The 20,269-nt window shown below is 63.3% G+C and carries 17 protein-coding genes; 4 read left to right on the top strand and 13 right to left on the bottom strand.

The window, feature by feature from the left end:
• Positions 1 to 20: 20 nt before the first annotated feature.
• The 8 genes from BKX98_RS03690 to BKX98_RS03655 all read right to left on the bottom strand — a co-directional run bounded on the left by BKX98_RS03690 (position 21) and on the right by BKX98_RS03655 (position 9,479).
• Positions 21 to 1,292: an MFS transporter gene (locus BKX98_RS03690; protein WP_073706169.1), complete on the bottom strand. Its 1,272-nt coding sequence runs from the start codon at positions 1,290 to 1,292 to the stop codon at positions 21 to 23.
• A gap of 132 nt (positions 1,293 to 1,424) precedes the next feature.
• Positions 1,425 to 2,399, bottom strand: coding sequence for a class 1b ribonucleoside-diphosphate reductase subunit beta (nrdF, locus tag BKX98_RS03685; RefSeq protein ID WP_073706168.1), 975 nt, complete (start codon positions 2,397 to 2,399; stop codon positions 1,425 to 1,427).
• Between the two features lie 214 nt (positions 2,400 to 2,613).
• Positions 2,614 to 4,752, bottom strand: a complete 2,139-nt coding sequence (gene nrdE, locus BKX98_RS03680) for a class 1b ribonucleoside-diphosphate reductase subunit alpha (protein WP_038991232.1) — start codon at positions 4,750 to 4,752, stop codon at positions 2,614 to 2,616.
• Entirely contained in the window at positions 4,749 to 5,234 is a 486-nt protein-coding gene (gene nrdI, locus BKX98_RS03675) for a class Ib ribonucleoside-diphosphate reductase assembly flavoprotein NrdI (RefSeq protein WP_073706167.1), read from the bottom strand. The genes nrdE and nrdI overlap by 4 nt, the downstream gene beginning before the upstream one ends.
• 43 nt (positions 5,235 to 5,277) lie before the next feature.
• Positions 5,278 to 5,508 carry a glutaredoxin-like protein NrdH gene (gene nrdH, locus BKX98_RS03670; RefSeq protein WP_013349130.1) on the bottom strand — a complete coding sequence of 77 codons (231 nt, stop codon included), beginning with the start codon at positions 5,506 to 5,508 and terminating at the stop codon, positions 5,278 to 5,280.
• Between the two features lie 512 nt (positions 5,509 to 6,020).
• Positions 6,021 to 6,758 (bottom strand): YggS family pyridoxal phosphate-dependent enzyme, encoded by a 738-nt coding sequence (locus BKX98_RS03665; RefSeq protein ID WP_038991236.1) that lies wholly within the window; start codon positions 6,756 to 6,758, stop codon positions 6,021 to 6,023.
• A gap of 74 nt (positions 6,759 to 6,832) precedes the next feature.
• Positions 6,833 to 8,557 carry a ubiquinone-dependent pyruvate dehydrogenase gene (gene poxB / locus BKX98_RS03660; RefSeq protein WP_073706166.1) on the bottom strand — a complete coding sequence of 575 codons (1,725 nt, stop codon included), beginning with the start codon at positions 8,555 to 8,557 and terminating at the stop codon, positions 6,833 to 6,835.
• A gap of 160 nt (positions 8,558 to 8,717) precedes the next feature.
• Positions 8,718 to 9,479: a YggS family pyridoxal phosphate-dependent enzyme gene (locus BKX98_RS03655; protein ID WP_073706165.1), complete on the bottom strand. Its 762-nt coding sequence runs from the start codon at positions 9,477 to 9,479 to the stop codon at positions 8,718 to 8,720.
• A 119-nt stretch (positions 9,480 to 9,598) separates the two neighbouring features.
• Between BKX98_RS03655 and BKX98_RS03650 the strand changes: the two genes are divergently transcribed.
• Positions 9,599 to 9,955 (top strand): cupin domain-containing protein, encoded by a 357-nt coding sequence (locus tag BKX98_RS03650; RefSeq protein WP_073706164.1) that lies wholly within the window; start codon positions 9,599 to 9,601, stop codon positions 9,953 to 9,955.
• Here BKX98_RS03650 and BKX98_RS03645 read toward each other — a convergent pair.
• Positions 9,952 to 11,013: a PLP-dependent cysteine synthase family protein gene (locus BKX98_RS03645; protein WP_073706163.1), complete on the bottom strand. Its 1,062-nt coding sequence runs from the start codon at positions 11,011 to 11,013 to the stop codon at positions 9,952 to 9,954. The two genes, BKX98_RS03650 and BKX98_RS03645, sit on opposite strands and share 4 nt — an antisense overlap.
• A gap of 59 nt (positions 11,014 to 11,072) precedes the next feature.
• On the opposite strand from BKX98_RS03645, the gene BKX98_RS03640 reads away from it, so the two are divergent.
• Entirely contained in the window at positions 11,073 to 11,855 is a 783-nt protein-coding gene (locus BKX98_RS03640) for a hypothetical protein (RefSeq protein WP_143181009.1), read from the top strand.
• Positions 11,856 to 11,971: 116 nt separating this feature from the next.
• A complete protein-coding gene (locus tag BKX98_RS03635; RefSeq protein ID WP_038991245.1) occupies positions 11,972 to 12,319 on the top strand; it encodes a hypothetical protein in 348 nt (115 codons plus the stop codon).
• Between the two features lie 67 nt (positions 12,320 to 12,386).
• Here BKX98_RS03635 and BKX98_RS03630 read toward each other — a convergent pair whose 3' ends face one another.
• Together BKX98_RS03630 and BKX98_RS03625 are read right to left on the bottom strand one after the other, a co-directional pair.
• Positions 12,387 to 14,939 (bottom strand): esterase-like activity of phytase family protein, encoded by a 2,553-nt coding sequence (locus BKX98_RS03630; protein ID WP_073706162.1) that lies wholly within the window; start codon positions 14,937 to 14,939, stop codon positions 12,387 to 12,389.
• A 151-nt stretch (positions 14,940 to 15,090) separates the two neighbouring features.
• Complete coding sequence (locus BKX98_RS03625; protein ID WP_073706161.1) at positions 15,091 to 15,993, bottom strand: hypothetical protein; 903 nt, start codon at positions 15,991 to 15,993, stop codon at positions 15,091 to 15,093.
• Between the two features lie 70 nt (positions 15,994 to 16,063).
• Between BKX98_RS03625 and BKX98_RS03620 the strand changes: the two genes are divergently transcribed.
• A complete protein-coding gene (locus BKX98_RS03620) occupies positions 16,064 to 17,746 on the top strand; it encodes an ABC-F family ATP-binding cassette domain-containing protein (protein WP_073706160.1) in 1,683 nt (560 codons plus the stop codon).
• Here the strand turns inward: BKX98_RS03620 and BKX98_RS03615 are convergent.
• Together BKX98_RS03615 and BKX98_RS03610 are read right to left on the bottom strand one after the other, a co-directional pair.
• A complete protein-coding gene (locus tag BKX98_RS03615; RefSeq protein ID WP_073706159.1) occupies positions 17,743 to 18,375 on the bottom strand; it encodes an AmiS/UreI family transporter in 633 nt (210 codons plus the stop codon). The two genes, BKX98_RS03620 and BKX98_RS03615, sit on opposite strands and share 4 nt — an antisense overlap.
• Positions 18,376 to 18,492: 117 nt before the next feature.
• Positions 18,493 to 20,220 carry an FAD-binding protein gene (locus BKX98_RS03610; protein WP_073706158.1) on the bottom strand — a complete coding sequence of 576 codons (1,728 nt, stop codon included), beginning with the start codon at positions 20,218 to 20,220 and terminating at the stop codon, positions 18,493 to 18,495.
• Between the last annotated feature and the right edge of the window lie 49 nt (positions 20,221 to 20,269).

The following is a 20,269-nucleotide window of genomic DNA, read 5'->3' as shown; positions in this document are numbered from 1 at the left end:
TTCCAGCTTGGCACTATCCGCTAATCGTAGACAGCATCCGAGCTGTTTGGCTTCAAATTCACAGCAATCATGAGCATCGCGAAGATCAACAGCACCACGGCCAGCCCTTGGAACCCGACGGCTCCCAGGACCGGGCCAGCGCTAAGCCCTCCAAGCACACCGGCAAGATTCATGCAGAGATCCGAGGTGCCCTGCAGTTGTGGACGTTCTGAAATACCAACCGCCCCGGAAATCATTGTTGCCCCGGCAACTGTGGCCGCAGACCAGCCGAGTCCCAGGCTCAGCAAAGCAAAGGTTGTCACGGTGTGGCTCTCTGAATCGATCCACACGAGTATGCTTGCCGTGATCAGCAATGCTTGCCCTGCGAAGATGATCGTCCGCGCTCCTGCCTTGTCCGTGAGCCAGCCGAATACCGGCGACAATGCGTACATCCCGGCAACATGAATTGAAATCGTGATGCCGATGAGCGTCAGATTTGCCCCTTGATGCTGCATGTGGATTGGAGTCATTGACATCATGGACACCATGTAGAGGTGGGTCAAAGCCACGGTGAGCACCGCGCGTCGAGCTGCGGGAATGTTTTTCAGGATGTTCCAGCCACTGCGGCGAAGCTGGGCTTTTTGCGTGTGGACAGCAGCTCGTTGCTGTGCAATCTGCAAAGGGTCGGGACGCAAGCCAACCCAGTAAACCAGCACGCCGATCAGTTGCGCGCACATGGCGATGAGAAAGCCTCCGGTAAACGATGGGAGACTTATGAACCGAGCGAGTTCTTCGCCAGGCTCGAACAAGTTGGGACCAATTACTGCGCCGATGGTTGTCGACCATACGACGACGGAGAGATCACGGCCGCGAGTGGATTTGCTGGACAAATCCGTGGCAGCGAATCGGGATTGGAGATTCATTGCCGAGCCGGTTCCTAGAACCAGCATGCCGAGCAGCAGCAGCGGCCAATATCTCAGGAATGCTGAGGCAATGATGATGGTGACGCCGCTGGCCGCCAGCAAGGCACCTGTTGATAGCGAAACACGCCGGCCGAATTTCTGAGCGAGCATCGCCAGCGGCAGTGCCATGATGGCGGCACCCAGTGTATTCATGGTTGCCGCCATGCCGGCCAGTTCATCGAGCCCGGAAACATTCACAATCAGCAGCGACCCCAAGGTCAGGGTTGCGCCACTGCCCAAGCCACCAAGAATCTGTCCTGCGGCGAGGACAGAAATGGATTTGCGTCGAATCCGCTGAATTTGCTGGTCGTCCAATGAACTTTGTTCATCCGAAGTGGATTCGATCTGCACATTGACTCCCGCGCATTGATAGCAACTCGTACTTTCCAAGTATCTACCAATTGCCGCTGTGCGTTGCGTATAGCGCCGCTCATGACAAAGGCCCCACCAAATTGGTGGGGCCAGTGTCGGAAAAGCTAGGTACTAGAAGTCCCAGTCCTCGTCTTCGGTATTTACTGCCTTGCCGATGACATAGGAGGAACCGGAACCGGAGAAGAAGTCATGGTTCTCATCAGCGTTCGGGCTCAACGCGGCCAAGATCGCTGGGGATACGTCGGTCACGGTGGATGGGAACATGGCCTCGTAGCCCAGGTTCATCAGAGCCTTGTTGGCGTTGTAGTGCAAGAACTTCTTAACGTCCTCGGAAAGGCCAACCGGATCGTAGAGGTCATGGGTGTACTGGACTTCATTTTCGTACAGTTCGTACATCAGCTCGAAGGTGTAGTCCTTCAGCTCCTGCTTGCGTTCCTCGCTGGCGTCTTCCAGACCCTTCTGGAACTTGTAGCCGATGTAGTAGCCGTGGACCGCTTCGTCACGGATGATCAGGCGAATCAAGTCAGCAGTGTTGGTCAGCTTGGCATGCGAGGACCAGTGCATTGGCAGGTAGAAGCCCGAGTAGAACAGGAACGATTCGAGCAGGGTCGAAGCGATCTTGCGCTTGAGCGGATCTTCGCCGTGGTAGTAGCTCTCGATGATCTGGGCCTTCTTCTGCAGGTTCACGTTCTCGGTGGACCAGCGGAAGGCTTCATCGATTTCCTTGGTGGAGGCCAGGGTCGAGAAGATCGAGGAGTAGCTCTTGGCGTGCACCGACTCCATGAAGGCAATGTTGGTGTACACGGCTTCTTCGTGCGGGGTCAGTGCATCCGGAATCAGCGAGACGGCGCCTACGGTGCCCTGCAAGGTGTCCAGCAGGGTCAGGCCGGTGAAGACACGCATGGTCAGCAGCTTTTCGTCTTCGGTCAGGGTGGCCCAGGACTGGATGTCGTTGGACAGCGGCACCTTCTCCGGAAGCCAGAAGTTATTGACGAGTCGGTTCCAGACCTCCACGTCCTTATCGTCCTGGATACGGTTCCAGTTGATTGCTTCAACCTTGTTGGTGAGCTGAATCTTCTCGGTCATTGCCCCTCATCGAAAAGCTAAATCGTGTTAAGAACTTTGCCTACAACTCTACCGTTCTTTCGAACGGTGCCGGTGCAGCAAGGTCCCGAGTTCATGTCGGATCGTTGACACGATCTGAAGTGGTTTTGATGTGCAACAGCTGCCGCTGGGCGGAGCCCTGCGGCAGCTGTTGCGTGATGCCATGGACCGGCTAACCGGTCAATGGCTCAAGGTTTTACAGTGCGCAGGAGACGCAACCTTCAACCTCGGTGCCTTCCAGCGCGAGCTGGCGCAGGCGGATGTAGTACAGGCTCTTGATACCCTTGCGCCATGCGTAGATCTGGGCCTTGTTGATGTCACGAGTAGTGACGGTGTCCTTGAAGAACAAGGTCAGCGACAAGCCCTGGTCGACGTGCTGGGTTGCAGCGGCGTAGGTGTCAATGATCTTCTCGTAGCCGATTTCGTAAGCGTCTTCGTAGAAGTCGATGTTCTCGTTGTTCATGTAAGGAGCCGGGTAGTAAACGCGGCCGATCTTACCTTCCTTGCGGATTTCGATCTTCGCTGCGACCGGGTGGATCGAGGAGGTCGAGTTGTTGATGTACGAGATCGAACCGGTTGGAGGAACTGCCTGGAGGTTCTGGTTGTAGATGCCGTGCTCCATGACCGAAGCCTTCAGCGCCTTCCAGTCTTCCTGGGTAGGAATGTGCATGCCTTCGAACAGTTCGCGGACGCGCTCGGTAGCTGGTGCCCATTCCTGCTCGGTGTACTTGTCAAAGAACTCGCCGGAGGCGTACTTCGAGTTCTCGAAGTTGTCGAAGGTCTCGCCGCGTTCCATCGCGATCTTGTTCGAAGCAGTCAGCGCGTGGAAAAGGATCGTGTAGAAGTAGATGTTCGTGAAGTCGATGCCTTCTTCGGAGCCATAGTAGATGTGCTCGCGAGCGAGGAAGCCATGCAGGTTCATCTGGCCCAGGCCAATGGCGTGCGACTTGCGGTTGCCATCGGCAATCGAAGGAACCGAAGCGATGTCCGACATGTCCGAAACGGCGCTCAGCGCACGGATGGCGATCTCTACCGAGGTAGCCAGATCCTTGCCGTCCATGGCCTTGGCGATGTTCATCGAACCGAGGTTGCAGGAGATGTCCTTGCCGACGGTCTTGTAGCTCAGGTCGTCAGCAAATTCCGAAGCGGAAGAAACCTGGAGGATTTCCGAGCACAGGTTGGACATGGTGATGCGGCCGGCAATTGGATTTGCCTTGTTCACGGTGTCCTCGAACATGATGTACGGGTAACCGGACTCGAACTGGATCTCGGCCAGAGTCTGGAAGAACTCGCGGGCGTTGATCTTGGTCTTCTTGATGCGCGCATCGTCGACCATGTCGTAGTACTTCTCGGTGACGGAGATTTCGCTGAACGGCTGGCCGTAGACGCGCTCGACGTCGTACGGGCTGAACAGGTACATGTCTTCGTTCTTGCGCGCCAGTTCGAAGGTGACATCCGGAATGACAACACCCAGGGACAGGGTCTTGATGCGGATCTTCTCATCAGCGTTTTCGCGCTTGGTATCCAAGAAGCGGTAGATATCCGGGTGGTGCGCGTTCAAGTAGACGGCACCGGCGCCCTGGCGTGCACCGAGCTGGTTCGCGTAGGAGAAGGAATCTTCAAGAAGCTTCATGACCGGGATGACACCGGAAGACTGGTTCTCGATCTGCTTGATCGGGGCACCATGCTCACGCAGGTTGGTCAGCGACAGGGCAACACCACCGCCGCGCTTGGAAAGCTGCAGCGACGAGTTCACCGCGCGGGCGATGGACTCCATGTTGTCTTCGATGCGAAGCAGGAAGCAGGAGACCAGTTCGCCGCGCTGCGCCTTGCCGGCATTCAGGAAGGTTGGGGTAGCAGGCTGGAAGCGGCCTTCGATGATCTCGTCGACCAGATGCCGGGCCAGCTTCTCGTCGCCGCGTGCCAGGTGCAGGGCCACCATGCAGACGCGGTCTTCATAGCGTTCCAGGTAGCGCTTTCCGTCGAAGGTCTTCAAAGTGTACGAAGTGTAGAACTTGAAGGCGCCCAAGAAGGTTTCGAAGCGGAACTTCTTGCCGAAGGCGTGCTTGAACAGATCCCGGATGAAGTTCATCGAGTACTGGTCGAGGGTTTCGCGTTCGTAGTACTCGTGCTTGACGAGGTATTCAAGCTTCTCGTCCAGATCGTGGAAGAACACGGTGTTGTTGTTCACGTGATCCAAGAAATACTGGCGAGCCGCATAGCGGTCTACCTCGAACTGGATCTTTCCATCTGGACCGTAGAGGTTCAGCATGGCGTTCAAGTCGTTGTAGCTCAAGCCCTGGAACTGGGCTGGGAGCTCCTTTGAGCTCTTCATCGTTGCTGCCGGTTCTGCGACGCTGGTGTCCAAAAGGTTTCAAGCCCTTCTTTGACGTTGAGAACGTCTTCTGAGGTTCCCATAATTTCGAATGTATAAAGCACGGGTACGTTGCATTTCTCGGCAATGCGCTTGGCCGCAATGCAGTAGTACTCGCCGAAGTTTGTATTCCCCGCACCGATCACGCCGCGAAGATTCGCCCGGTTCACATCATGCCGCAGGAACTTCATGATCTGCGGCATGATTGAACGCTTGCCTTGCTCTCCGCCATAAGTGGGTATGAGCAGCACGTACGGGGCTGTCGAGATGAGCTGCGGTTCGGTCGCGTAGACCGGAATCCTCGCGGCATCCATCTCGAGCTTCTCCACGAAACGCTTCGTGTTCTCCGAAACCGATGAGAAGTAAATCAGGTTCGAATCGGTGAATTCCAGCGGTTCCTGGGCCTCAGCATTTTGCCTGTCGGCAAGTGCTGCAGGTGCCATTATTTTTTCGCCTCCACTAGAAGATAGCGGATGGAGTTCTGAATTAGTTGGCTGGTGCCAGCAACTCGATCTTGTCTGGGCGGAAACCCGACCAGTGATCGTCATCGGTGATTACGACAGGTGCCTGCATGTAGCCCAAGCCACGAACGTGCTCCAAGGCTGCCGCATCCTGAGAGATGTCTACCTTGTTGTACTCGACACCCTTCTTATCCAGCGCGCGGTAAGTAGCGTTGCACTGAACGCAGGAAGGCTTCGTGTAAACCGTGATGGCCATGTCCCTGATCCCCTTTGGAAAGTCTATTTTCGGCTAGGTTCCCGGATTCTCGGAAAGTACCTAGCCATCCTCTCGGATGCCTCGAAACCACTGCTTCGAGGTGCTTCTGGTGCGAGCCGCACCAACGGGTTCAATACTACATCTTGTGTTTGGCCGGTCAAGCGGCCACAACATGATGTATTACAAGTATGTCATTCATCCACGATGACGTCCACAGGATCTGTGGATATTAACCCCCGTTTAAACCGCGATTTCTAGCGGACCCGGCTCCTTTGTCCACAGGTTGGCAGAACTCCATTGTGGGTTAAAAATTCTTCTGTGAGATGTTCGTCGGCGTGTTTCGCTTCCCCTATCCAGTTCCGGGTGCACATCGTGCACCCCTACATGTAGTGTCAGCCTCTGAACCGACAGTTTGGGAGCCGCACGACCGATTGTGGAGAACGCCAAACAGGGGCAGCTAAGAAATATCAGCTGCCCCTGGTCGCGAAGCTCGGAAACGATGCAGAAGTCTTCTAGGCCGGGTAGGTGCGGGCACCGAAGATTCCCTGGCCCACGCGCACAACAGTGGCTCCTTCGGCGATGGCCAGCTCGTAGTCGCCGCTCATGCCCATGGACAGGTGCTGGAAGCTGTCAGGAGCAACCTGCTGCAATTGGTCACGGGTCTCGCGCAGCAAGGAGAAGCTGCCGCGGATGGATGCTTCATCGGTGGTATTCGCCGCCATGGTCATCAGGCCCACCGGCTTCAATCGGTCCAGCGGCGCCAAACCGGCAAGCAACCCGGCTGCCTCATCAGCCTGGATTCCGGATTTGCTTTCCTCCCCGGAGGTATTGACCTGGATGAAGACCTCCAGCGTCCGATCTTCGAGCTCCAGTCGGCGTTGCAAGGTCTCGGCGAGTTTCAGCGAGTCCAGCGCATGGAATTCATCAGCGAACTTCGCCACGAACTTCGCCTTGTTCGTCTGCAGCGGACCAATGATCGCATAGCGCAGGTGCGGGAACTTCTCGCAGAAATGCTCGTACTTGCCCTGCGCCTCTTGGACCTTGTTCTCCCCCAGCGTGTCCACACCGGCGGCGATCGCCAAGGCCAAGCGGTCGGTATCGATGGTCTTGGTCACCGGAAGCAGCCGGACCGAGCCGGCGTCCCGGCCCGCAGCCGTTGCCGCCGCGGCGATCTTCTGGTTGACAGTTGCCAGGTTGCGGGTGAAATCCTCGATGGTGGCCGCATGCAGAGCGGCAGGTTGCGAAGCCAAAGCGCCAACTTTCTGATGTCACAAACGTGTTGCTGGTACCAAGGGCACCAGCAACAAGCATAGGCACAAATCCGCTAGAACAGTTGGCGCCAGTTGGTTTTCGCCAGATCCAGCAGCTCGTCGCCGCGTCCGGAGAGCACGGTCCTCAGGGCATACAAGGCAAAGCCCTTGGCCTGCTCCAGCTTGATTTCCGGCGGCATCGACATCTCCTGGCGGTCGGTCGCCACATCCAGCAGCGCCGGACCGTCATGAGCCAGGAATTCTTCCACCGTGGCTTCGAGCTGCGCCGAATCATCCACCCGGTAGCCCTTGAGCCCGGAGGCGGTGGCCACGGCCCCGAAGTCGGGATTGTGCAGATCGGTGGCGTAGGTGACGAACCCGGCGGCCTTCATCTCCAGTTCCACGAAATTCAGCGAGGAGTTGTTGAACACGACGATCTTGACCGGCAGCTTGTTCTGCGTGGCAGTGAGCAGCTCGCCGAGCATCATGGCCAATCCGCCATCCCCGGCGAAGGCGATCACCTGGCGCTTCCGGTCAATTGCCTGGGCTCCCAGGGCGTGGCACAGCGCGTTGGCCATGGAACCGTGGTTGAAGGAGCCGAGCACCCGGCGCTTGCCGGTCATCGACAGGTAGCGGGCCGCCCAGATCACCGGGGAACCCACGTCGGCGGTGAAGATCGCATCTTCATCTGCGTGCTGGTCGATCAGCCGGGCCAAATACTGCGGGTGGATTGCGGCGCCGGCCTTGGAGGGCGTAGCCAGCTCGTCGAGCTTCGTACGGGTCTTGCGGTAGTGCTCCACCGCGGCCTCCAGGTGCTTGCGGTGGGTCTGCACCGGAAGCACGGCGGCCAGTGCCGCGGCCGTGTCCTTCACCGTGCCGACCAGCGGGATATCCACCCGGGTGCGCTTGCCGATCTGCTCGCCGCGGATATCCACCTGGATAATGGTCGCATCCTGCGGGTAGAACTGCTGGTAGGGGAAATCGGTGCCCAGCATCAGCAGCACATCGCATTCGGCGATCGCCTTGGCACCCGAAGCGAAGCCCAGCAGGCCGGTCATGCCCACATCGTACGGGTTGTCGTATTCGATATGCTCCTTGCCGCGCATGGCATGCACGATCGGCGCAGCGAGCTTGCCAGCCAGCTCGATGACCTCCTCATGCGCTCCGGCCACACCTGCGCCGGCGAGAATGGTGACCTTGCGCGAGGTTTCGAGGACCTCGGCGGCGCGCTCGAGCTCCTCTTCATTGGGCAGCACCCGCGGATTGGTCTTGATGATCTTCTGCGTTGGCGTGCGTTCCATCTCCGCCAGCGCCACATCGCCGGAAATCACCAGCACCGCCACACCGCGCTTCTCGATAGCCTCGCGCATCGCAATGCGCAGCATCCGGGGCATCTGCTTCGGATCGGAAACCTGTTCGGCATAGACGGAGCATTCGCGGAAGACTTCGACCGGGTGGGTCTCCTGGAAATAGTTGGAGCCGATCTCCCCGGTAGGGATGTGCGCGGCGATCGCCAGTACCGGGACGCGCGAGCGGTTCGCGTCGTACAGCCCGTTGATCAAGTGCAGGTTGCCCGGTCCACACGAGCCGACGCAGACGGTCAGCTCGCCGGTGATTTCCGCCTCCGCCGCTGCCGCGAAGGCGGCGGCTTCCTCATGGCGGTGGTGGACCCATTCGATCCGCCCGTTCTCCCGCAGGGAATCGGTTAAGCCGTTCAGGGAATCGCCCGGGATGCCGTAGATGCGGCGCACTCCCTGGGTATCGAGCTGTTCAATCAGGTGGTCGGCTACGGTAGGCAAAACATTCCTCCTGCACACAATGTTCCAGTGGGTCTGCTCTTCAGCCTACTGCGCCGACCGGCTGCTGTCATGGGCATACGCCGCAACTTCAAGTTCTTCCCAGCACACCGGCCTGTGACAGGACGAACAAGCGCAGACCGGCCTCCCACGCCGCCGGAAACTAGCCGGCGAACCCTGGCCAATAGTGCGAATCAGGCAAGGCCCGTGCACCGAATAGGCCCTGGCCCACGCGCACCACCGTGGCTCCTTCGGCAATGGCCAGCTCGAAGTCCCCGCTCATCCCCATGGACAGCTCTTCCACGCTGCCCAAATTCAATTGGCGAAGCTCTTCGCGCACGGCAACCAGCTTCCGGAAGCAGGCGCGGACCAGTTCCTGCTGTGGCGAGAACACCGCCAAGGTCATCAATCCCTTAACCTGCAGCCGCTCGAAGCCCTGCAACTGCCTGAGGAATTCCGGAGCCTGGCCAGGTTCCAGCCCGAACTTGGATTCTTCTGACGACGTGTTCACCTGGATGAACACTTCAAGGGTGCGGTCCTCGATCTCCAGCCGGCGCTCCAACGCCTGTGCCTGGCGCAGATTATCCAGGGCCTGGAACTCGTCGGCGAACCGGGCCACGTACTTGGCCTTGTTGGTTTGCAGGTGCCCGATCACCGAGTACTTCAGCTGCGGCAGGTCCGCCAGCGCCTGGGATTTCTCCCACGCTTCCTGCACCTTGTTCTCCCCCAGCCAGTGGACCCCGGCCGCGATCGCCAGACGCAGCCGTTCGACCGGGACGGTCTTGGTCACCGGCAGCAGCCGCACGCTGCCCGCCGCCCGACCGGCCTTGGCCTCCGCCGCGGCAATCCGCGCGCGGATGGAAGCCAGGTTCGCTGCGAAATCCGCTTGGGTGCTCGCGTGCCGCGCCGCTGGACTTTCAGTCATCGTCCCTCCTTGGCTCTCATCCTAGGCACCAATCGCCTGCATCCGCACCTGCCGCCGCTCCGGCGCCCTGCGGGATTGGCTAGGCTGGAAGCAGCAGCACAGCACTTCAAGGAGAGACAATGCCCGAACCGCGCCGCATGGCCAACACCACCGAACTGGCCGCCGGAAAATCCAACGGAGCGATCTGGAAGCTGGAACCCGAGCAGCGCGACCTGGACGCCAACGTCATCTCCCTGGCCCCGGGCGAGGAGATCGGGCAGCACCAGGGCCCGGAGCTCGACGTGCTGCTGCACGTCTTTGCAGGTTCCGGGGTGCTGCGCACGGCCAGCGGATCCATCGAGCTGGCCATCGGCGACATCATCTACTTGCCCGCCCGCTCCCAGCGGCAGTTCGTGGCAGGCGACGCCGGCTTGGGCTACTTCTCGGTGCACCAGCGCAAGCACAATGCCGGGCTGATGCCCAGCCTGCGCAGCTAGTCCCAGGCTCCCGTTTCGAGGAAGCGCTCGAGCTGCGCTTGATAGGGCGCCAGGTCCAGGCCCTGCCCGGCCACCCAGTCGGGGTTGTAGTAGGTCTTCGCGTAGCGCTCGCCGGAGTCGCAGATCAGCGTCACCACCGAGCCCTGCTCGCCGCGCTGCAGCATCTGCGCGATGATCGTAAAGGCCGCATAGAGGTTGGTTCCGGTGGAACCGCCGGCGAAATAGCGGGTCTTGGCGCGCAGGAAGTGCATGGCGGCCAGCGAGGCGGCGTCGGGCACCTGCACCATGCGGTCGATCACCCCGGGGACGAAGCTCGGCTCCACGCTGGGCCGGCCGATCCCCTCGATGCGCGATCCGCGGCCCGTGGCGTAGCCCAGGTCCCCGGTGCGCCAGCCCTCATAGAATGACGAGCCTTCCGGGTCGCCCACGCAGATCCGGGTCTCATGCCGCTTGTAGCGCGCATAGCGCCCGAACGTGGCGCTGGTGCCGCCGGTCCCGGCGCCGACGACGATCCAGCTGGGAATCGGATGCGCTTCGGCAGCCATCTGCGCGTACACCGACTCGGCAATGTTGTTGTTCCCGCGCCAGTCGGTGGCCCGCTCGGCATAGGTGAACTGGTCCAGGTAATAGCCGCCGGTGCCGGCGGCCAGCTCGCGGGCCGCCGCGTCGACTTCTCCGGCCGCGTCCACCAGGTGGCAGCGGCCGCCGTAGAACTCGATGAGCTCGATCTTCTCCGCGCTGGTGGACCTGGGCACCACCGCGATGAACTCCAGCCCCAGCATCCGCGCGAAGTAGGCTTCGGAGACCGCGGTGGACCCGCTAGAGGCTTCCACCAGCGTGGTGCCTTCGGCGATCTTTCCGTTGACCAGCCCGTAGAGGATCAGCGAGCGGGCCAGCCGGTGCTTGAGCGAGCCGGTGGGGTGCACCGACTCGTCCTTCAGGTAGAGCTCGATCCCCCAGTGGCCGGGGAGCTCGAAGCGATGCAGGTGGGTGTCGGCGCTGCGGTTCGCGTCAGCGTCGAGCAGGGAAATGGCACGTCGTACCCAAGGCTCAGTCATGCTTCCACTCTAGCCGTGGCGAACCGTTTTGGTCCCCGGGCCGTGGTACGTTCGGAATCGTGAAGACAAGGCTGGTTACCGTGGGCTATGCGGCCGCCATCCTGCTCGGCTTGGGCTGGGCGGCATGGGCGGTGCTTTCGGCCGCCGGGCTGGAAGATCTCGCCGGCGGCTGGCTGGGCCAGGATGCCACCGTCGCCTCCGTTCCGCGCATCGGGCAGCTGCCCTGGTTCGGGCTGATGGCCGCCGTGGCGTTCTACGCGATCTGGCAGTGCCTGCCGCAAGAACGCACCGGGCTGCACCACCGGCTGCGGCCCTGGGTGCTCGGCGCGGTGCTGTGCAATGCGCTGTGGGTGGCATTCCTGGAGCGCGACCGCATCGGCGTCTCCCTGGCCTTCGGCCTGCTCCTGCTGGCCCTGCTGATCCGCATTGTGGTAATGGTCGGCAGGACCGCGGCGCTGCGGCAGGTGGACCGGTGGATCACCCGCGCCAGCTTCGGTTTGTTCGCCGGGTGGCTCTCGGTGATCGTGCTGGCCGAAACCGTCGCCGTCACCGCGCACTCCGGCGCGGACGCCGGCTCGCTGATGTTCAAGGGCGCCTGCGCCCTCGCGGTGCTGCTGCTGGCGCTGTTCCTCAGCGCGGTCAGCTTCAAGAACCCGATGGGGATCTACCTGAACGCCGGTGCGCTGTGGGTGATCGGCTGGATCATCGCCGACCGCTATACCGGGCAGTCCACCTCGCCAGGGTTCGCGACGGTGCTCTCGGTCGCCGCGATCCTGATGCTGCTGTGCCTGTTCAGCGCACTGCGCACCCGGATCCGCGCGCTGCGCCGGCCCTCCCAGTAAGTTCCCAGTTCGCAGTGAGCGCAACGGCGCGTCCTTGAGCGCCAACCTCCGGCTGGCTAGGCTGGAAACGAGACCTCAAGGTCTACCCGACTCCAGGTCCACCAGAGAGGAACAACATGTCGAAAACTGCCAAGAGCTTGAAGCAAGTTGAGAAGTCGCTGGCGAAACTCGCCAAGACCGCCAAGGAAGAGCTGCCCAAGGAAATCCGCGGCAGCTGGAACGAGGCCGTCGCCGGCGTCAACACCGATGCCATCAGCAAGGCCGGCGCAAACCTGATCGAGAATGTCGGCGGGAACTCCAAGGCCGCCAAGCGGGCTCGCGCCTCCGTGGAGAACGCCGTGCAGGCGGCCCAGAAGAGCCTCTCCGCTCCGGAGAAGAAGTCCGGCAAGGGCGGCAAGTTCCTGCTCATCTCGCTGGTCATCGCCGCCGTGGCAGCGGTCGTGATCTCGCAGAAGAAGAACTAGCTTTAGTCCGCGAAGGCGTGGCACCCGTGCAGGTGCCACGCCTTCGCTGTGCCCGGGGACCCTCCGGCTACTTGGCGCGGGCCCGTGAGCTCTTGATCGCCGCCGCCGCGCCGAGCAGCGCCATCACCGCGCCCACCGGGATCAGCCAGAAGCTGTTGGCACCGGTGTCAGCGAGGTTTTCTCCGGCTTCAGGCTCGGCTGGCCGCGACTGCTGCGGCGCATCCGTAGGCGCCTGGGGCTGTCCGGATTCCCGCTGCGGGGACTGCGAAGGGCTCGCCGTTGGTTCCGCAACCGGAGCTTCGCTCTGTTCCTCGCTTGGCTGCTCGCCCGGCTGCTGGCTTGGCTCGTCGCTCGGTTCCGTGCTCGGTTCCGGGCCGGCCAGGTCGAACACCTCATCGGCTGCACCCAGGTGCGCGAACACGGTCTCGCCGGTGGCGTCGTCCACTGCATCGTTGTCGGTCACCACGTAGACCTCGCCATCGGCAACGGCCAGGCCCTCGAGCTTCTCCTGGGTCCATCCGCTGGTTTCCTGCAGCGCCGGCAGCACATCGGCCGCGAGCGTCTTCTCCACCAGCGGCATCTCCCCGGCCACCGCCTGCGGAAGCCGGACCTGATAGATCTTCTTGTGCGCGGCGTCAGGCCCCGCCTGGTTGTCGCGCTCGATCACCGCGTAGGATCCATCGGACAGGGCGGTGATTTCCGACAAGCCGTTCCAGGCGCCGTCCGCGGCAGCTTCCAGCTGGTAGCCGTACCAGCTGAATTCGCCGGTGGACGCGAGGTACTTGCCCAGGCGGACGTAATCCTCTCCGGGCAGCTCGCGCTGCACCGCGAACACCACTTCTTCCTTTTCGCCTGAGCCGGTGGCGGCGATGCCTTCCAGCCCGTGCTTGCCCAGCTCCGCCAATTCAGGCAGCGCGATCTCCTCCTGCACCACGCCTTCCGCGTCGATGCGCACCAGCAGGTTCTCCGCCCCGCTTTCCCCTTCATGGGCTGCCCAGAATCCGCCGTCGGCGCGGGCGGCAAGGCCTTCCAGGTCCAGTTCGACACTGGCCTCGGTGACCTCCATCGAGGATTCGACGGTGGCCGGGGTTCCGGCTTCCAGGGTGTAGATGCGCGGCTGGTACGCGTTGTCGCTGACCGCGAAGAGCTGCGAGGCATCGGCCGGGTTGGCCGACAGCCCGCTGAGCGCGCCGAACGGCACCGGATCGGCCGGGTCCGAGGACAGCTGCGGGAATTGCGGCGCGGCGGCACCGAAGCTGAACAGGTTCAGCGCCGAACGCACCCCGTTCTCGGCCTCGTCGGTTTCCGAGGAGACGGCGAGCATCTCGCGGCCCGGGATCGGCAGGATGCCTTCCGGCCCGTTGGTGGTGGGCAGGGTCTGCAGGTACTTCGGCGCGCGCGGGTCGGTCATATCGTAGACCGCAACGAAGTTCCCGCGTTCGGCGGCGACGAAGGCGTAGTCGGTGCCCTGGTATTCGCCGATGGCCAGGCCCTCCGGTTCGGTGCCCTTCTTCCCTGCCCGGCTTTCGGGGAACAGCCCCTGGGACAGCGCGAGATGCTCGAAGCTGCTTCCCGCATCCCACACCGGTTCGCCGGTGCCCGTATCGAAGACGGTGAAGCCGCGGCTGCCGCCCTTCCAGTCGCCCTCGTTCGCGGTGGCCAGGTAGCGGTCCTGGATCCAGCCAATGGCATCCGGTTCGCGCGGCACGCCCTGCAGCGAGCCTGCGGGGTCGAGTCTTCCGTCCTCGTCGGTATCGATGCCTTCCAGGTCCACGGTGCCGGCGCTGAAGGCCTTGGCGATGGTGCCGCTCGGCAGGTCGATCAGCACGATGCCGTTGTTTTCCTGGAGGGTGACCGCCGCCTGGTTGCGCGAGTTGATGCTCACGTATTCGGGTTCCGGATCCTGCGGGGTGTCCAGCCCTGCCTGCGACAGCTCATCCAGCGCTTCGGGGTTCTCGCGCGTTCCGCCGGCCAGCGGCACCTCGCGCAGAGACCAGTCCGCCGGGGACTCGCCCACCGTGTCGAGGATCGCCACCGAACCGGCAGGGGCCTGCGGCAGCCCTCCGTCGCCGGCATCCTCGTCGCGTTCGTTCTCGATGGCGATCGCCGCATAGGCGCCGTCGGCGGACAGCGCAATGGAATCGGGCTGGCCCGGCAACGCGATGCTGTGCACCAGCGTGCGGTCGGCAATGCGCACCACGTCCACGCGGCCCGAGGGATCGCTGTAGCTGGTGGAGGTGTTGACGAGAACCAGCACGTATTCGCCGAAGGCGGCGACGCTGGTCGGCTCGTCCTGGGCGCTGCCCAGCTGGTGCAGCGGCAGGGTGCCCAGGCCCACCGGCTTCGCGGCGTCGGAAATGTCGACGAAGCCGATCTGGCGCGAGAGCGCATCGGTGTAGATCAGCGTCTGCCCATCGGCCGAGACGGTGGAGATTTCCGCGGCGGTCTGCGCCGCGGCGCCCTCGGGATGGTTCTGGTGCACCGGGTAGGTGGCGGTGCGCTCGAAATAGCTTCCGCTCTCCGCGTTGGCCCCTGCGGCCAGTGCCAGCGGTGCGAGGCTCCCGGCCCCCAATGCCAGCGCGGCAAGGATGCCCGCTGACCTCTGTGCGGTTCGATTCACGTCGGTAGTCCCCCGAAAATTGCTTGGCGTTTGCTTGAGATGACCTCCCAAGATTCGCAAGCCTTTGAGGCCGGCAGGCGAACACCAGGTGACGCCCGGGTGTCCGCTGGACGTCGCTTTCGACGCAACTGATCCAGCAGGCAAGCGGCCGCTAGGCCCAGGGCGTGAACTCGCCAGTTCGGGCCAACCGGTCGCCCAAGGGACCGATAACCGCAAATGCATCCTGCCCACCGAATCCGTGGACCGTGTCGCTCTGGATCAGTGTGGTGCCATCGGCCAGCTCGATGCTCATCGCAAGGACCATGCTGGCGCCGGTTGCCTGCCGCTGTTCTTCAAGGCGCCCGGCGGCGACCGCTTCCACGATCTGCGCCAGCTGCCCGATCGATGCCGCATCAGCTGGCCAGGTCCACTCGGCGCCGGCCACGGTGAGCACCAGCTGCGTGGGGACATCGCTGAAATCCAGCCGCCAGTGCACTTCGGCGGCGCCGGCGGCCCGCGGCAGCATCGAGATCTGGCCTAGGCTATCGGAGCGCACCTGGGCCAAGTGGCCGTAGCGCTTCGCCAGTTCCTCAGCGAGTTCACGCAAGTGGACGCTTGCGCTGCTGAGCTCGAACTGCGCGCGAGCGGCGTCTTCGCGCGCTGAGGGATCCGACGGGCAGTCCAATTGCGGATCCCAGTCGCAGATCTGCGGCAGCTGGTTTGGGTCGAGAAGTTCCAGGATGACGTGGATGAGATCGTGATTGAAGTCCGTGCCCGCAGGGACGCTGGTGGTCGGGGTGATCCTGGCCGGTTCCCCGGAGGGCTGCAGCACTCCGGGATCGCCGATGGCCGGCTCGTAGTGGTGGTCGATGTAGTGGATGTCCGCCACTATGCCGTGCACCGGACTCACCGGCATCCCGGATTCGCTGAACGTGTCGTGGTCATTCAGCTCGTAGACCACGGTGCCATCCGGGTAGCGCAGCCGCGCGATCTCCCAGAGCACCTTCTCGCCCACTGCGAAGCCCGGATGGCAGCAGGCATGAAGCGCGCCGGAGATGTCCAATTCGATCTGCATGGCACTACGCTAGCCTAGCGCGGGTTGCCGCGGCGGGAACGAACCGGCCAAAGCCCGATAGGATTGCCAAGTGGCCCATATCGACGTAACAGACATCCAGTATTTCCTTTCCGACGGCACCCAGTTGCTGGGCGGGGTGGCGTTCAAAGTCACCGCCGGTTCAAAGACCGCGCTGATCGGACCCAACGGCACCGGCAAGACCACCCTGTTCAAGATCATCGCAGGAGATCTGAAGGCCGACGAAGGCTCCATTAACCGCACCGGCACCCTGGGCATCATGCGCCAGTTCGTCGGGCAGGTGCGCGACGAGTCGACGGTGAAGGACCTGCTGCTGTCCACCGCCGCCCCGGCGCTGGCCCAGGCCGCCGCCAAGGTCGCCGAGTACGAGGCGAAGATGCTCACCAGCGAGGACGAGAAAGTCCACATGCGCTACGCCGAGGCGATCATCGAATGGGGCGACGCCGGCGGCTACGAGCTGGAAACCACCTGGGACAAGGTCTGCATGGCCGCCTTGGGTGTCGGCTTCGACAAGGCCGGGGACCGGCTGGCGCGCACCCTGTCCGGCGGCGAGCAAAAGCGCCTGGTGCTCGAAGCGCTGTTCGAGGGCAACGACGAGCTGCTGCTGCTGGACGAGCCGGACAACTACCTGGACGTGCCGGGCAAGCGCTGGCTGGAGGAGACGATGTCCCGCTCCAACAAGACCGTGCTGTTCATCAGCCACGATCGCGAGCTGCTGAACAACGCCGCTACCCGCATCGTCACCCTGGAGCCGGGCCATGGCGGGGCGACCGCCTGGGTGCACGGAGGGGCGTTCGGTTCCTATGTGGACGCCCGCAAGGAGCGCAACGAGCGCTTCGAGGAGCTGCGCAAGCGCTGGGACGAGGAGCATGCCAAGCTCAAGGAGCTGGTGAACATGTACAAGACCAAGGCCGCGTTCCGCTCCGACATGGCCAACCGCTACCAGGCGGCCACCACCCGGCTGGAGAAGTTCCTGGAAGCCGGCCCACCGCAGGCCATCCCGCTGGAGCAGAACGTGCAGATGCGGCTGAAGGGCGGTCGCACCGCCAAGCGCGCGATCGTCGCCGAGAAGCTTGAGCTAACCAACCTCATGAAGCCCTTCAATACCGAGATCTGGTTCGGCGACCGCGTCGGCATCCTGGGATCCAACGGCTCGGGCAAATCGCACTTCCTGCGCCTGCTGGCCTCCGGCGGCACCGACCCGGAGCGCGAGCACCTGCCGGTCTCCGACGTGGTCATCGAGCCGGTGGAACACGCCGGCACGGTGAAGCTCGGGGCGCGCATCCGCCCCGGCTACTTCGCGCAGACCCATTCGCGCCCGGACCTGTTCGGCCGCACGCTGCTGGAAATCCTGCACCGCGGCGACGAGCACCGCTCGGGCCTGCCGCGCGAGGCGGCCGCCGGCGCGCTGGATGGCTACGGCCTGGCCGGCCAGTCGGAGCAGAAGTTCGACTCGCTCTCCGGCGGCCAGCAGGCACGTTTCCAGATCCTGCTGCTGCAGCTCTCCGGGGCGACGCTGCTGCTGCTCGATGAGCCCACCGACAACCTGGACCTGCATTCGGGCGAGGCGCTGGAACGCGCCATCGACGCGTTCGAGGGCACCGTCCTGGCAGTCACCCACGACCGCTGGTTCGCCCGTGGCTTCGACCGCTTCCTGGTCTTCGGCTCCGACGGCAAAGTCTACGAGTCCGACACGCCGGTGTGGGACGAGGCCCGGGTGCAGCGCGAACGCTAGGCCGCGAGGTTCCGGCGCGCCTCCAGCGTTCTGTCCGAGCGAAGCCCCTGCCAGGCGCTGAAGCCCAGTGACACCGCCAGAGCCGCCAACGCCGCAAGGCCGGCAGCCGGGGCGGTCGTCCAGATCCCGTTCTGGGCGAACAGCGCCGGCACCGTGCTGGACGGGATTCCGGCGCTGACCAGCAGCCAGCCGGCGAAGCGCTGCAGCTCGATGCCACCTAGCCGTTGCACCCCCAGCGCATGCTGCAGGAACAGGCACAGCCACATCAGCGCCCACGACAGCCAAATCACCGCGAAGATGGGATCCGTGCTCAGGGACATCACCGCCTTGTACACGGCGATCACCGCCACGAAGGCGCTGAACCAGCCGAAGGCGCCGGTATCGAAGCCGCAGAGCGTATTCAGGCCCACCAGAAGATAGGTCATTCCGAACAGGTAGCTCGGCCAGGCGCCATTGACCATCAGGGTGTCGCTGCCGGCCTGGACCATGATCAGCGTAGGCAGCAGGATTTGCACGCCGCCCACCATGAGGTTGAGCACTGCGGCCGAATGGGCCGGAATTCGGCCCAGGGACACCAGCCCGTTGATGAACAAGATCAGGCCTACGAAGACCAGCCCGACGTGGGCCATTGATTCCTCCACTCGCGCGGCTCACCCCCGGATGCGGATCCGGGAACCGGACCCGTGTCCTGCCGCTAACGACAGTTTCAGGTACCGATGCCCGGCTGGCAAATTCGGGTGAAATCGTTACTCGACCAGCTTGCCCTCCTGGGAGACTTCGGTGATCAGTTCCGCGATCTGCTCCGGGACCTCGGGAATCGCTTCGCGGGTGATCCCGGTGCTCGGCGACCAGACCAGGTTCACCTGCAGGGCCGGGTCCATGGCCGGGTAGTCGCTGCGGTTGTGGCAGCCGCGGGTTTCGCGGCGTTCGAGCGCTGCTTCCAGCGTGGCGCGGGCGGCCAACGCCGAGGACTTCAGGTCGAAGGCGTGCGCCAGGTCCTGGTAGCCGGCGATGTCCGGGTGGATTCCCACGTTCTCCATGCGCTTCTCGATTCTCTCCAGCTTCGCCAGGCCTGACAGCAATCCCGCTTCATCACGCACCACCCCGGCATGCTCAGTCATCAGGTCCCGAATGGCGCGCTGCAGGCTGCGCACGTTTTCATGGCCCCGGGATCCGAGCAGCTCGGCGATGCGGGCGCGGGCGTCGGCGACGGCCTGGGCCGAGCGCGGCTGGGCGGCCAGCGAGGCGGAATACTGCGCCGCGTGCTGCCCCACGATGCGCCCGAAGACCAGCAGCTCGATCAGCGAGTTGCCACCCAGCCGGTTGGCCCCGTGCAGCCCGGAGGAGGCCTCGCCGATGGCGTAGAGCCCGGGAACCTCGGTGGCATGCGTCAGCGGATCCACCCACACCCCACCCATGGAGTAGTGCGCGGTCGGGGCGATCTCCATCTTCTGCTCGGTGATGTCCAGCATCTGCAGTTCCATCATGGTCTGATAGACCCGCGGCAGCCGCTTCATGATGACCTCGCGGTCCAGGTGCGACACGTCCAGCCAGACTCCGCCGTTTTCGGTGCCGCGGCCCTCGCGGATTTCGGTGTAGGCGGCCAGTGCGACGCGGTCGCGGGTGGACAGCTCCATGCGCTTCGCATCATAGCGGGCCATGAAGCGTTCGCCCAGCGCATTGGTGAGGATACCACCTTCGCCGCGCGCGGCCTCGGAGACCAGGGTTCCGGCGTCGCTTTCCGGTTCGATGATGCCCGAGGGGTGGAACTGCACCAGTTCCGGGTCACGCAATCGGGCGCCGGCCTGGACGGCCAGGCGGAACGAGTCGCCGGTGTTCTCGTCGCGGCGCGAGCTGCTGCGGCGCCAGATGCGGTTGTGCCCGCCGGCGGCCAGGATGACCGCGTCGGCGTGGATGAGGTAGCCGGTGCCATCGTTGACGTCGAAGCCGTAGGCGCCGAAAATCCGGCCTTCGGCGGTGAGCAGTTCGGTGATGTAGACGGTGTCGAGGATCGGGACCTGTAGCTGCTCAGCCCGTTTGATGAGGGTGCGCTGGATTTCCAGCCCGGTGTAGTCCCCGGCGAAGGCGGTGCGGCGGAACTTGTGGGCGCCGAAGAAGCGCTGCGAGATGCGGCCGTCGGTTTCGCGGGCGAAGTTCATGCCGTAACGTTCCAGGTCCTCGATGCCGCGGGCCGCGCCCTCGGCGACCACCTGCACGGTGCGCGGATCGGCCAGGAAGTAGCTCTCCTTGATGGTGTCCGCCGCATGTTGCTGCCAGCTGTCCTCGGCGTCCATCGTGCCCAGCGCCGCGTTGATGCCGCCGGCGGCCAGCGCGGTGTGCGCATCGTGGCGCGGGCGCTTGCCCACGGCCAGCACATCGGTGCCCGCCTCGGCCAGCTCGATGGCCGCGCGCAAGCCGGAACCGCCGGTGCCGATGACCAGTACGGAAGTGGATATCTGCTGTTCATTTCTCATGTTTTCCAGCATCGACCCACCCCAAGAATACGTCCAATGAATTATTGGC

The sequence above is a fragment of the Glutamicibacter sp. 0426 genome (assembly GCF_001906485.1).
Classification (GTDB): Bacteria; Actinomycetota; Actinomycetes; order Actinomycetales; family Micrococcaceae; genus Glutamicibacter; species Glutamicibacter nicotianae.
This window is presented reverse-complemented; position numbering and strand designations above follow the sequence as displayed.